We start from the raw sequence: 12,569 nt of genomic DNA on the forward strand, positions 1-12,569 counted from the left end.
GGACCCCTGTCGAGCCGGGGGCGCCCACGAGATATCTTGATGTCGAGCAATGTTGCAGACGTGGAGCGGAGCACCCGGTGACTGACTCGACCATCATCTACACACACACTGACGAGGCCCCGGCCCTGGCGACGTATTCCTTCCTGCCGGTGGTCCAGGCGTACGCCTCGCAGGCGGGCGTCGCCGTGGAGACCCGCGACATCTCGCTGGCCGGGCGCATCATCGCCTTGTTCCCGGAGTACCTGAACGAGGACCAGCGGATTCCGGACGCCCTGGCGGAGCTGGGTGAGCTGGCCAAGAGGCCCGAGGCCAACATCATCAAGCTGCCGAACATCTCGGCGTCCATCCCGCAGCTGAAGGCCGCGATCGCCGAGCTCCAGGGCCAGGGCTACGCGCTGCCGGACTACCCGGACGACCCGAAGACCGACGAGGAGCGCGAGATCCGCGCCCGCTACGACAAGGTCAAGGGCTCCGCCGTGAACCCGGTCCTGCGTGAGGGCAACTCCGACCGCCGCGCCCCCGCCTCGGTCAAGAACTACGCCAAGACCCACCCGCACCGCATGGGCGCCTGGACCCCCGAGTCCAGGACCAACGTGGCGACCATGGGCCAGAACGACTTCCGCTCCACCGAGAAGTCCGTCGTCGTCGCCGAGGACGGCACCCTGCGCATCGAGCTGGTCGGCGACGACGGCTCCACCACCGTGCTGCGCGAGTCCGTGCCCGTCCTCGAGGGCGAGGTCGTCGACGCCTCCGTCATGCGCGTCGCCGCGCTGCGCGAGTTCCTGGCCGCGCAGGTCGCCCGGGCCAAGCAGGAGGGCGTGCTGTTCTCCGTGCACCTGAAGGCCACGATGATGAAGGTCTCCGACCCGATCATCTTCGGTCACGTGGTGCGCGCCTTCTTCCCGAAGACGTTCGCACAGTACGGCGAGGTGCTCGCCGCGGCCGGCCTGACCCCGAACGACGGTCTGGGCGGCATCTTCAAGGGCCTGGAGAACCTGCCGGAGGGCGCCGAGATCAAGGCCTCCTTCGACGCCGAGCTCGCCGAGGGCCCGGAGCTGGCCATGGTCGACTCGGACAAGGGCATCACCAACCTGCACGTGCCCTCCGACGTGATCGTCGACGCCTCCATGCCCGCCATGATCCGCACCTCCGGCCACATGTGGGGCCCGGACGGCCAGGAGCACGACACCCTCGCGGTCCTGCCGGACTCCAGCTACGCGGGCGTCTACCAGGCCGTCCTCGACGACTGCCGCGCCAACGGCGCCTACGACCCGTCCACCATGGGCTCCGTCCCCAACGTGGGCCTGATGGCGCAGAAGGCCGAGGAGTACGGCAGCCACGACAAGACGTTCGAGATCCCGGTCACCGGCACGGTCCGCATCGTCGACGGCAACGGCAATGCCGTCATCGAGCAGACCGTCTCCGCGGGCGACATCTTCCGCGCCTGCCAGACCAAGGACGCCCCGATCCGCGACTGGGTCAAGCTCGCCGTCACCCGCGCCCGCGCCACCGGCGACCCGGCGGTGTTCTGGCTGGACGAGACCCGCGCCCACGACGCCAACCTGATCGCCAAGGTCAACGCCTACCTGCCGGAGCACGACACCGAGGGCCTGGACATCCGCGTCCTGTCGCCCGTCGAGGCCACCAAGCTGTCCGTGGAGCGCATCCGCCGCGGCGAGAACACCATCTCCGTCACCGGCAACGTGCTCCGCGACTACCTGACCGACCTCTTCCCGATCCTGGAGCTGGGCACCAGCGCCAAGATGCTGTCGGTCGTCCCGCTGATGGCGGGCGGCGGCCTGTTCGAGACGGGCGCCGGCGGTTCCGCGCCGAAGCACGTCCAGCAGCTGGTCAAGGAGAACTACCTGCGCTGGGACTCCCTCGGCGAGTTCTTCGCCCTGGTGCCGTCCTTCGAGCAGTACGCCGAGGCCACCGGCAACACCCGCGCCAAGATCCTCGCCGACACCCTCGACCGGGCCACGGCGACCTTCCTGAACGAGGACAAGTCCCCGACCCGCCGCGTCGGCGGCATCGACAACCGCGGCAGCCACTTCTACCTGTCCCTGTACTGGGCGCAGGAGCTGGCGCGGCAGACCGAGGACGCCGACCTGGCCAAGGCGTTCGCGCCGCTCGCCGAGACGCTCGCCGCCAACGAGCAGAAGATCGTCGAGGAGCTCGTCGCCGTCCAGGGCAAGCCGGCCGAGATCGGCGGCTACTACCAGCCCGACCCGGCGAAGGCCGCCGAGGTCATGCGCCCGTCGGCCACCTGGAACGAGGCGCTGGCGTCCCTGAGCTGACGCGGGCGACCACCCGGCGGGCCCGACGGGGCCCGTGACCGCTGCGCCCCGCTCCCCGGCACACCGCCGGGGGGCGGGGCGCAGTCGTTGTGTGACGGCTTCATGTCATCTTCAACCAGGTGCTGGTGCGCCCCGCGCCCCCGTGGTTGTCTCCTCGCATGACCCTGCTCGTGACCCGCCGCCACGTCGACTACGCGCGTGTCACCACCATGGGCTGTCGCGCCGCGAGCTGACGCTCCGCTCCGGCTTCCCCGGCACTCTTCTTCTCTCCCCCTCCGCCCGCGCACCGCGCGTGCCCGCAGACCGGCGTGCCCGCGTGCGGGCGCGCCCGCACGCCGGCCGGGGGGCACGTCCCGTCACGCATCCCGCGGTCCGCCGCGCGCACCCCGCACTCCGCACCTCCTTCAAGGAGCCGCACCATGAGCCAGCCCGTCGACTCCGTCACCGCCGGTCACACACCCCAGCACGCGCCCACCGGAGCCGGCTCGGGAGCATGGTCGTTCGAGACCCGGCAGATCCACGCCGGCGCCGCCCCCGACCCGGCGACGGGTGCGCGGGCGACGCCGATCTACCAGACCACGTCGTTCGAGTTCCGGGACACCCAGCACGCGGCCGACCTGTTCTCGCTGGCGGAGCCCGGCAACATCTACACCCGCCTGCACAACCCCACGCAGGACGTGTTCGAGCAGCGGATCGCCGCGCTGGAGGGCGGTGTCGGGGCCGTCGCGCTGGCATCCGGGCAGGCCGCCGAGACCCTGGCGATCCTCACGCTGGCGGGCGCCGGGGACCACATCGTCTCCAGCACGTCCCTGTACGGCGGCACGTACAACCTGCTCCGGCACACCCTGCCGCGGCTCGGCGTCGAGGTGTCGTTCGTCGACGACCCCGACGACCCGGAGGCCTGGCGGGCGGCGGTCCGGCCGAACACCAAGGCGCTGTTCGCGGAGACGCTGGGCAACCCGCGCGGCGACGTGCTCGACGTGCGGGCGGTCGCGGACGTCGCGCACGCGGCGGGCGTGCCGCTGATCGTCGACAACACCGTGCCCACCCCCTACCTGCTGCGGCCGATCGAGCACGGCGCGGACGTCGTCGTGCACTCGGCGACCAAGTTCCTCGGCGGGCACGGCACCACGATCGCCGGTGTGGTGGTGGACGGCGGCACCTTCGACTTCGGGGCGCACCCCGAGCGGTTCCCCGGCTTCACCGAGCCCGACCCCAGCTACCACGGGCTGCGCTACTGGCCCGCTCTCGGCCCCGGCGCGTTCGCGGCCAAGCTGCGCGTGCAGCTGCTGCGCGACCTCGGCCCGGCGCTCTCGCCGCACTCCGCGTTCCTGCTGCTGCAGGGCGTGGAGACGCTGAGCCTGCGCATCGAACGGCACTCCGCCAACGCGCTGGCGCTCGCCCAGTGGCTCGAGCAGCGCGACGAGGTCGCCGCCGTGCACTACGCGGGGCTGCCGTCCAGCCGCTGGCACGAGGCGGCGCGGAAGTACCTGCCGCGCGGCGCCGGGGCCGTGGTGTCCTTCGAGCTGCGCGACGGCGTCGAGGCGGGCAGGCGGTTCGTGGACGCGGTGGAGCTGTTCAGCCACCTCGCCAACATCGGCGACGTACGCAGCCTGATCATCCACCCGGCGTCCACGACACACAGCCAGCTGACCGAGGAGGAGCTGGCGGCGACGGGCGCCGCGCCGGGCCTGGTGCGCCTGTCGGTGGGGCTGGAGGGAATCGACGACCTCAAGGCGGACCTGGAGGCCGGTTTCCGCGCGGCCAAGGGCGCGTCCTGAGCGCCGTCCTCGCCACCGCGGACGCCTCGGTCCCCCTCCCGCCGGCCACCGGGGCCTGGCGGGAGGGGGACCCGCCCGGGCGCCGCCGGTGGCATGTGCCGGCCGAGCCGCTGCCGCTGGAGGCGGGCGGTGAACTGCCGGGCGCCCGGCTGGCGTTCGAGACGTGGGGGCGGCCGGCACCGGACGGCTCCAACGCCGTGCTGGTGCTGCACGCACTCACCGGGGACAGCCATGTCGCCGGGCCCGCCGGTGCCGGCCATCCCTCGCCGGGCTGGTGGGACGGGCTGGTGGGGCCCGGCCGGGCGCTCGACACCGACCGCTGGTTCGTGGTCGCGCCGAACGTGCTGGGCGGCTGCCAGGGCAGCACGGGCCCGGCCTCGCCGCACCCCGAGGGGCGGCGGCGCTGGGGCGGGGCGTTCCCGTTCCTGACCCAGCGGGACCAGGTCGCGGCCGAGGTCCGGCTGGCCGACGCCCTCGGCATCGAGCGCTGGGCGCTGGTCGTCGGGGGCTCGATGGGCGGGATGCGAGCCCTGGAATGGGCGGTGGGGCATCCCGGGCGCACGGGCGCGCTGCTGCTCCTCGCCACGACGGCGGCGGCGAGCGCCGAGCAGATCGCCTGGGCGAACGTCCAGCTGCACGCCATCCGCAGCGACCCGCACTGGCAGCGCGGCGACTACCACGACACCGGGCGCGGGCCGCACGCCGGTCTCGGTCTGGCCCGCCGGATCGCCCACGTCACCTACCGCAGCGAGCCGGAGCTCGAGGCCCGGTTCGGCCGGTCGGCGCAGGACGCGGAGGATCCGTGGCGGGGCGGCCGCCACCAGGTGGAGTCCTATCTCGACCACCACGCGCACAAGCTGGTCCGGCGGTTCGACGCGGCATCGTACGTCACTCTCACCCGTGCGATGAACAGCCACGACATCGGCCGCGGCCGGGGCGGCACGCGCGCCGCACTGCGCCGCGTGACCGCGCGCACCCTGGTGGCCGGGGTCGACTCGGACCGTCTGTACCCGCTCGCCCAGCAGGCGGAGCTCGCCGCGCTCGTCCCGGGCGCGGACCGCCTGCGGGTGGTCGAGTCGCCGTACGGGCACGACGGGTTCCTCATCGAGACGGAACAGGTCGGCGCGCTGGTGCGGGAGGTGCTGGAAGCGGGGTGAGCCCGGGGCCCGGAGACCGTCGTACCCGCCGATGGCCGATGATCTCCGTGTGGCACGATCCTGCCGCGCCCCACTCACGACGACCTGACCCGGAGCAGCCCGTGCCCGCCACCGCACCCTCGTCCCCACCCTCGTTCGAACTCCTGCCCGGTGCGGAGGAGTCGCCCGTGATCCTGCACGTACCGCACTCGGCGCGGGAGATACCGCCCGCGGTGCGCGCGGGCATCGTGCTGGACGACCCGGCGCTGGAGCGGGAGCTGGACCACATCACCGACGCGCACACCGCGGAGCTCGCGGCCGTGGCCGCCGGCCTGTCGGGCGTCACCCCCTGGCGGTTCGTCAACCGGCTGTCGCAGCTGGTCGTCGACCCGGAGCGGTTCCCCGACGAGCGCGAGGAGATGCTCGCCGTCGGCATGGGCGCGGTGTACACCCGGACCACGCACCGGGAGGTGCTCAGGCCCGACGGCACCGACCCGGAGCCGCTCGTCGAGCGCTACTTCCGCCCGTACGCGCGGGCGATGACCGAGGCGGTGGCCGGCCGGCTGGCCGCCACGGGCCGGGCCGTCGTCGTCGACGTCCACTCCTACCCCGCCACCGCGCTGCCCTACGAGCTGCACGGCGAGGGACCGCGGCCGCCCGTGTGTCTGGGCACCGACGCCTTCCACACGCCGGGCGAGCTGGCCGAGGCGGCCCGGAAGGCCTTCGCGGAGTGCGGGGAGACCGGGCTGGACAGCCCGTTCGGCGGCACCTACGTCCCGCTGGAGTTCTACGGCACGGATCCCCGCGTCACCGCTCTGATGGTGGAGATCCGCCGGGACACCTACATGACCGAGCCGGGCGGCCCGGCGGGTCCGGGCCTGGACCGTCTCGCGGCGGCGCTGGCGGCCCTCGTCGACACCGTCCCGGCCTGACCTCCGGCTAGCCGCCGGCCGACGCCCGCCCGCGCGACGTGCGAAGCAGCGGTGCCGGCGGCCCGATCACCTGGCCGGCGTGTTCCGTGTCATCTCGGCTGCCTCGGTGATGGCGCGTTGTCCGAGATCGCCGAACAGCTGCATCGTGACGGCGGCCAGGACGTCTTCCCCGCCGACAGTCCGCCCGTCCCCGCGGCGGGTGGACAGGGCGAGGAGGGGGTCCTTGGGCAGCGGGGCCGGGGCCGGCTCGCCCGGCACCACCAGACTGACTGTCGCGAACTGCTTGACCCCGCCCTCGCGGACGACCTTGGCCGCGTCCCGGGCCAGGGCCGTCAGGAACACGCTCGCGATTCCGTCCAGGTCGCGGACCATCGCCGGGACCGCCCTCACCCCCCGGCTCCTCAGCAGCCTTCTCACCCCGGCCTCGAACCGGTGGGCGCCGGCCACACCACTCGGTGTACGCGCCCCGCGGCGCTCGCGAAGAGACACGAGCGCACCATCGGCGTTGCGCACCTCGCCCATCAGGCCGTGGAAGGTCGGGCTGTGCAGGTACCACGCCGAACCCACCTCCACCTCGACGTTCCGGTCGATCGCCGAGATGAGGTCCTTGGGAATCAGCCTCTTCCTGGCCTCCTCGGCCGCTGCGCTTCTCGCGCCGTCGATGATCTCCGTCAGCACGGTCCGCGTCACCGACGCCGCGGCCCACGCGGCCGGCCGGGAGACGTGCAACGAGGTCACGTCCCTGAACACCGCTTTGACGAGCTGAGGCTTGAACGGCAGGCCGGTCCCGACGGAAGCGGTCCGCGGACCGCTGCGCTCGGTGCGTAGGGGTTGTGTGGTCATCGACGAAGGTGCTTTCTGCTGTCGAAGGTGTCAGTGGCCCATGCCGCACCGGGCGGCGAGACCACAGAGCTCTGCGGAGGGCGCCGAGAAGGCACAGGGCCTGCCGGGCGGAGCCGCCGGCACACAGAGGTGCAGGCGGCCCGGCCCGGATTCTCGGCGTTCCGGCGACCGTGCGTGCGGCAGGGGGACGCCACCCGGGCGACGCGCTGTGGTGCGGCGCCGTGCCGGTCAGGCGACCTGGTACCTGCCGACTTCCAGGAAGTGGCGCAGTGCTTCGGGTGTGTTGTCGTCGAGGGCGGCGTTGGCTGCCGCGCGCAGGGCCGGGCTGATGGACGGGTCGGCGAGGATGCGGGCGATGGCGACGCGGTCGTCCTCGGCCTGGGCGATGTGGTAGCCGGTCTCCAGCCAGGCGCGGATCGCGTCGGAGTCGTTGGCGTCCAGGAGGGCGTTGACCTCGGCGATGACGCGCCGGCCGCTGTCGGGGTCGGCGAGCAGGCGCGTGATGGCGACGTGGTCGTCCTCGGCCTGGGCGATGCGGTAGCCGGTCTCCAGCCAGGCGCGCATCGCCTCCGGGTCGTTGGTGTCCAGGAGGGCGTTGGCTTCTCGTGTCACACGACGGCCGCTGTCCGGGTCGGCGAGAATCCGGGCTATGGCCACCCTCAGGTCGTCGGCGTCCGGCTCGTCCGCGGATGAGGACACCGCGGGCACCGTCACCGCGGCCGGTGCCGCCGTGGCGGCGAAGGACGGGGTGGCGAGCAGGAGGGCCGGGGCGAGGATGCCCGCGGCGATGCCGGGCGCTACGCGATGCAGTCGCAAGGGGAATGCTCCTCTTCGTTTGCTGCGGAGGTGAGTTGAGGACGCCTCAGGGCGTTCACTTCGGTGATGCTGCCACCTGGGTCCGACAGTGGCAGTTGCCCCGCTGCGGCCGCAGGGCACCGTCGCCGCGGACGTGGCCGGTGTTTCATGCCGGCGCGCCTTCGAGAAGGGAGGCCTTGAGCGCGGCTCGTGGTCGATCAGCGCGGGCACGGCGCGAGCGAGCGTCATCCGAACGCGCCGACATCCACCTCAGCCTGCTCCCACTCAACCTGCAGCATCATCCGCTTCAGACGACTCCGAACTTCATTCTGAAACGATCAGTTGGTTAGAGGCTGTCTCACATGGCAAGTTCCGCGAGCTTCAGCAATAGCTCGGGGCGGTGGCCATGGCCGGGCTTCAGCACTGCCGGTCGTTGCGGTCCGCGTACGGGATCTTGAGGCCATGAGTAGCCCATGGCAGGCTCATGCCGCATGATCGATGAATTCGCGAAGGGCACCCTGCACGGGCGACTGCGGCGGGACCGCAAGGCGCTGCTCTGGAAGCTCGACGGTCTCTCCGAATACGACGCCCGCCGGCCTTTGACAGTGACCGGGACCAACCTCCTCGGCCTGGTCAAACACGTGGCCAGCGTCGAGGCCAGGTATCTGGGCGAGGTCTTCGACCGGCCGTCCCCAGAGCCGCTGCCCCGGTGGCAGGACCACGACGGCAGCGATCTGTGGGCGGCTGAGGACGAGACGCGCGACCAGATCATCGAGTCCTACCGGCGCACGTGGGAACACTCAGACGCGACGATCGACGAGCTTGCCCTCGATGCCCCGGGCCACGTGCCGTGGTGGCCAGAGCCTTATGCCAACACGAACCTGTTCGCCATCCTGGTGCACGTCCTCGGCGAGACCAACCGGCATGCCGGGCACGCCGACATCCTGCGGGAAGGCGTGGACGGCCGAACCGGGATGCGTCCCGAACACGAGATGCAGATCGATGAGGACGCCCGCACCGCCTACTGCGCGAAGATCGAGCAGGCAGCCAGATCGGCCGCATCAATCGAGGCATAGAAAACTATCCCCAGTGACTTGATGCCTGATGTTCGAGCGGCATGATGCCGGCCGTGAGTGCTGATCTGTCGAAGCGCGCGCAGCGAGAACGGCGGCTTCGCGATGGTCGGCAAGACCTTCAAGGGGATGACCGACGAGATGCTGGCCTGGCAGACCGAGCGCTTCCTCGCGCTCGAGGAGTCCCGCAGGTCGTACGTCGTGACCGTGCGCCCGGAGCAGGTCGTGAGATCGCCTTCGACGGCGTGCAGCGCTCCTCGCGCTACCCCGGCGGGATGGCGCTGCGCTTCGCCCGGGCGCTTCGCTGTCGGGACGACAAGACTGCCGCCGACGCCGACACGATCGGCATCGTCCGGCAGTTTTTCGACTCCGCCGGCGCCGCCGACGACCCGACCTGAGCCACCCCTACACCGCCAGCAGCAGCGAGCCGTACAGCAGGACCGCGATCAGGAAGGCGGCATAGGAGTTGTCGGCGCTCTCCGAGAACTCGTCCTGGATGATCATCAGCACGGCGCCGCCCGCGACGAACGAGACCAGCATGGCGAGCACCGGTGGGTCGATCGTCACCTGCGTGCTGAGGAACCATCCGACAAGGAAGGCGCCGGTCAGGATCCATCTGCCGATCCGGTGGTAGGCCGAGTGGTGCATCTCCAGCAGGTGGAAGTCGATCACCAGGAAATGCATCGTGATGGCGAAGGCGAAGATGAGGAGGCCGAGCACACTGGTGATCTGGCCCATCAGGTAGCCCAGCAGGATCTTGTACAGCGACATGCCGACCATATGCACCCAGAAGTGCACCGGACGCCCCGCCCCGTCGCTGGACTCATGGTCGACGGGTCGTTCGATGCCTCTCTCCAGCCCGTAGAAGAGCGTGAACCCCAACAGCAGGGGAAGAAAGGGGTTCTGCTCGCCCCAGGCGGAGAGCGCCCCGAGCCACCCGGGGAACCTCAGGACATAGGGCTCATCCGCGTGCAGCTCCTCGTCAGCGAGGCGCGTGATCTCGGGCAACAGCTGCAGGAAGATGTAGGTGATGGAGATGCCGTCGGCGAACGCACGCCAGTACCTCGAGTCGATGTACCTGTCGGGGTGCACGTAGGGCGACCAGACGTGCAGGAACGCCAGGGGCAGGCCGATCGCCAAGGTGAGAGAGAGATTCAGCACGTCGTGGCTCCCGTCGCTCATGCCTGCATGGTGGAACAGGACCCCGGCGCCATTCTGCGCCGGCCCGCCCGATGCCCGCGGCGTCATCCCATCTGTCATCGGCTTGTCACCAAGACCTTCAAGGGCATGACCGACGCGATACTCGCCTGGCAGACCGGACGGCTGACGGAACTGGCCGTCGAGGAGCACGGCTGGGGCGTGCGGGTGCGCCCCGAGCTCGTCGTGGAGATCGCCTACGACGGCCTGCAGCACTCCTCCCACTACCCGGCCGGGGTCACCCGGCGCTTCGCGCGCGTCATGCGGTACCGGGAGGACAAGCGGCCCGGGGAGGCCGACACCGTGGAGGCCGTACCGGCGGCCCACCCGGAGGTCGGCCCGTGACGGCCCGGGCGGCGCGGCGCAGCGCGGGGCTGCTGCTCTTCCGGCGCACCGGTGAGGGCCTGGAGGTGCTGCTCGGCCACATGGGCGGGCCTTACTACGCGAGGAGGAAGGACGCGGGCGCGTGAACGGTGCCCAAGGGCGAGTACGAACCGGGCCGGGAGGCGGCGCGGCGCGAGTTCCGGGAGGAGGAGGGTGGTGTACAGCTCGTCGAGGACAGTCTCTCCATCGTGCCCTGCGCCGCCCCGACGCTTGTTACGCGCGTTCAGTGTCCCCATACCTCCGGCCCGCCCTCCTGCCGCTCGATCCGTCCCGCCAGTCAGACCGGCATTTTGCAGGCTGTCCCATACGCGGGCAGACGGTGACGCGGCGTTCCGCCATGGCATCACCCTCACGCGCAACTCGTCGCCCCGCATCCCAGCCGACGTCGCGCCTTGCAGACGGGGGCTTCGGGAGGGCCGCCGTGAGCCTCTGCCCGGGCCGCATGGGGGTGGGCAACGTGAACGGCTACCGGGAACCCGATCCTGGGCGCAATGTCCACAACCGGCCGCCCGCCGAGTGGGCCGCCTACTTCGACGCGGTGGACGTCGCCTCGGACAAGGCGCACATCGCGCACCAGAACGAACGCTACGGCCTTCACGGCCACCGGGACGTCGCCTACCGCTACGGCGAGCGCCTGGAGTCGGTCCCTGCTGAACGCCCGCGCTTGACCGGGCGGACGCACAACCCCCCGCCGTCCCACGTCCCGCACACGGCGACGGCTCCCCCCCTGCGATCCAGGGTGGGAGCCGTCCACGGTTCCGGAGTTCGGCGTCAGCGACTTACGCGTGACGGTGCGAGTGCCGGTTGCCGGTGATGACGCGGTAGAGCGCGAGCAGGATGAGGGAGCCCACGATCGCCGCTATCCACGTGGAGAGTTCGAAGAACCCGTCGACGGAGTCGACGCCGAAGATCACCTTGCCGAGCCAGCCGCCGAGCAGGCCGCCGGCCACGCCGATGAGCATGGTGATGATGATGCCGCCCGGGTCCTTGCCCGGCATGATGGCCTTGGCGATGGCGCCGGCGAGCAGGCCGATGATGATCCACGCGATGATGCCCACGGTGCGTCTCCGTCCGTCGTTGTAAAGAACGTGTTAGGTCATCGTGTGCACCGTCTGCGCGCGTACAAACCTCTCTTTTACAAAACGGCTCCCCGGCACCGGATCGGCGGCCGCCCACAACGGCAGGCGGACGGCCGGGCGTTGGCAGGCAGGACCTGGTGCCAGTTGCTGATCCTGACGTCGTGCGGCGCGGGTTCGCTCGCCGGTCTCGACCAGCCTCTTGAGGCTCAGCAGGAAGGTCGCCCACTTGGTGCTGCAGTGGTACATGAACTCCACCGGCTCCTTCCATCCCTCGTGCCGGAACAGCACGATCGTGAAGCCGTCCTCCCGCTTGAGCTCGAAGCTGATCCGCGTGCCGATCCACTCCTCGGGGCCGTCGACGACCTCCCAGAGCACGCGCTCGCCGGGCTGGGCCTCCGGGACCTTCATGTCGAATCCGCCGGGCTCGAAGCGGAACCGGAGCACTCCGCCGGGTTCGGCGTCGCCGTCCGTGTCCCGCGTCCACCAGCCTGCCCGGCCCTCGACCGTGGTCAGGGCCGTGTAGACGGCGTGCATGGCGCGGGCACGCTGCTGCTTTGGGCCCGCCCGCACCGGATTTGGTGTAGCCGGTGTTGTTGGAGGGGCGGTCGGTCTTTGCGATGAACTGTGCGCGCTGCGGGCTCGATCACTCTGCTGCGAGCAGCAGGGGACGGTGAGTGCGATCTCATGATTCAGGAGTCGGGGCTTCTGGGGTAGGGCTTCAGCTCGGGGTATCCGAGGGCTGGTGGTGGCCCGTTGCTGCCTCGGCGAGGTCGATAACGGCCCAGTCGTAGAACCGCTACCCCTTCGCACCGCGCCCGGCTGAGAGCTTGTCTCCCCGGCCCGCAGCCGTGGTTCGACCCGGGCGAACCGGCCCGCGATCCGGCCCATGGCCACCTCGAACGCCTCCCGCCAACGGACGGGATCTATGCTGTGACCTGCGGCCACCGTCTCATCGTCACTCCACACAAGTCACGATGATCAACGGTGGCCGCACCCGTCTCCGCACCGGCCCCACTGTGGCTGAGGGCCCTGCTTAGCCCGTCTGACCAACC

Annotated in this window: 10 protein-coding genes and 3 pseudogenes; 8 read left to right on the plus strand and 5 right to left on the minus strand. The window is 71.0% G+C overall.

Annotated elements, in window-relative coordinates:
* The first annotated feature begins 77 nt into the window (after positions 1-77).
* From ABZ920_RS14220 to ABZ920_RS14235, 4 genes are all read left to right on the plus strand, one after another.
* Positions 78-2,297 carry an NADP-dependent isocitrate dehydrogenase gene (locus ABZ920_RS14220; RefSeq protein WP_361503321.1) on the plus strand — a complete coding sequence of 740 codons (2,220 nt, stop codon included), beginning with the start codon at positions 78-80 and terminating at the stop codon, positions 2,295-2,297.
* 419 nt (positions 2,298-2,716) lie between these two features.
* Positions 2,717-4,078: a bifunctional o-acetylhomoserine/o-acetylserine sulfhydrylase gene (locus ABZ920_RS14225; RefSeq protein ID WP_361503323.1), complete on the plus strand. Its 1,362-nt coding sequence runs from the start codon at positions 2,717-2,719 to the stop codon at positions 4,076-4,078.
* Positions 4,075-5,235 (plus strand): homoserine O-acetyltransferase, encoded by a 1,161-nt coding sequence (locus ABZ920_RS14230; RefSeq protein WP_361503536.1) that lies wholly within the window; start codon positions 4,075-4,077, stop codon positions 5,233-5,235. The genes ABZ920_RS14225 and ABZ920_RS14230 overlap by 4 nt, the downstream gene beginning before the upstream one ends.
* A gap of 101 nt (positions 5,236-5,336) precedes the next feature.
* On the plus strand, positions 5,337-6,146 hold the full coding sequence (locus ABZ920_RS14235; RefSeq protein ID WP_361503326.1) for an N-formylglutamate amidohydrolase: 810 nt from the start codon (positions 5,337-5,339) through the stop codon (positions 6,144-6,146).
* A gap of 66 nt (positions 6,147-6,212) precedes the next feature.
* Here the strand turns inward: ABZ920_RS14235 and ABZ920_RS14240 are convergent, their stop codons facing one another.
* The gene (locus ABZ920_RS14240) at positions 6,213-6,989 is read right to left on the minus strand and encodes a hypothetical protein (RefSeq protein ID WP_361503329.1); all 777 of its coding nucleotides are present in this window, start codon (positions 6,987-6,989) and stop codon (positions 6,213-6,215) included.
* Positions 6,990-7,217: 228 nt separating this feature from the next.
* Positions 7,218-7,805, minus strand: coding sequence for an ALF repeat-containing protein (locus ABZ920_RS14245; RefSeq protein WP_361503332.1), 588 nt, complete (start codon positions 7,803-7,805; stop codon positions 7,218-7,220).
* 470 nt (positions 7,806-8,275) lie between these two features.
* Here ABZ920_RS14245 and ABZ920_RS14250 point away from each other — a divergent pair, with 470 nt between their 5' ends.
* The gene (locus tag ABZ920_RS14250) at positions 8,276-8,860 is read left to right on the plus strand and encodes a DinB family protein (protein WP_361503335.1); all 585 of its coding nucleotides are present in this window, start codon (positions 8,276-8,278) and stop codon (positions 8,858-8,860) included.
* A 75-nt stretch (positions 8,861-8,935) separates the two neighbouring features.
* A pseudogene (locus ABZ920_RS14255) lies at positions 8,936-9,255 on the plus strand (ATP-dependent DNA ligase); the annotation flags it as partial.
* Between the two features lie 7 nt (positions 9,256-9,262).
* Here ABZ920_RS14255 and ABZ920_RS14260 read toward each other — a convergent pair.
* Entirely contained in the window at positions 9,263-10,018 is a 756-nt protein-coding gene (locus ABZ920_RS14260) for a hypothetical protein (protein WP_361503338.1), read from the minus strand.
* A gap of 102 nt (positions 10,019-10,120) precedes the next feature.
* On the opposite strand from ABZ920_RS14260, the pseudogene ABZ920_RS14265 reads away from it, so the two are divergent.
* Both ABZ920_RS14265 and ABZ920_RS14270 read left to right on the plus strand, forming a co-directional pair.
* Positions 10,121-10,399: pseudogene (locus tag ABZ920_RS14265) on the plus strand (ATP-dependent DNA ligase); the annotation flags it as partial.
* A pseudogene (locus tag ABZ920_RS14270) lies at positions 10,396-10,593 on the plus strand (NUDIX domain-containing protein); the annotation flags it as partial. The pseudogenes ABZ920_RS14265 and ABZ920_RS14270, both read left to right, overlap by 4 nt.
* 624 nt (positions 10,594-11,217) lie before the next feature.
* Here the strand turns inward: ABZ920_RS14270 and ABZ920_RS14275 are convergent.
* On the minus strand, positions 11,218-11,496 hold the full coding sequence (locus tag ABZ920_RS14275; protein ID WP_361503341.1) for a GlsB/YeaQ/YmgE family stress response membrane protein: 279 nt from the start codon (positions 11,494-11,496) through the stop codon (positions 11,218-11,220).
* 33 nt (positions 11,497-11,529) lie between these two features.
* A complete protein-coding gene (locus tag ABZ920_RS14280) occupies positions 11,530-12,087 on the minus strand; it encodes an SRPBCC domain-containing protein (protein ID WP_361503344.1) in 558 nt (185 codons plus the stop codon).
* Positions 12,088-12,569 lie beyond the last annotated feature (482 nt).

The sequence above is a fragment of the Streptomyces sp. NPDC046831 genome, from assembly GCF_040645305.1.
GTDB lineage: Bacteria > Actinomycetota > Actinomycetes > Streptomycetales > Streptomycetaceae > Streptomyces.

Coding starts and splice junctions, on each gene's coding strand:
- ABZ920_RS14240 (WP_361503329.1), bottom strand. CDS start 6,989: ATGACCACACAACCCCTACGCACCGAGCGCAGCGGTCCGCGGACCGCT.
- ABZ920_RS14225 (WP_361503323.1), top strand. CDS start 2,717: ATGAGCCAGCCCGTCGACTCCGTCACCGCCGGTCACACACCCCAGCAC.
- ABZ920_RS14250 (WP_361503335.1), top strand. CDS start 8,276: ATGATCGATGAATTCGCGAAGGGCACCCTGCACGGGCGACTGCGGCGG.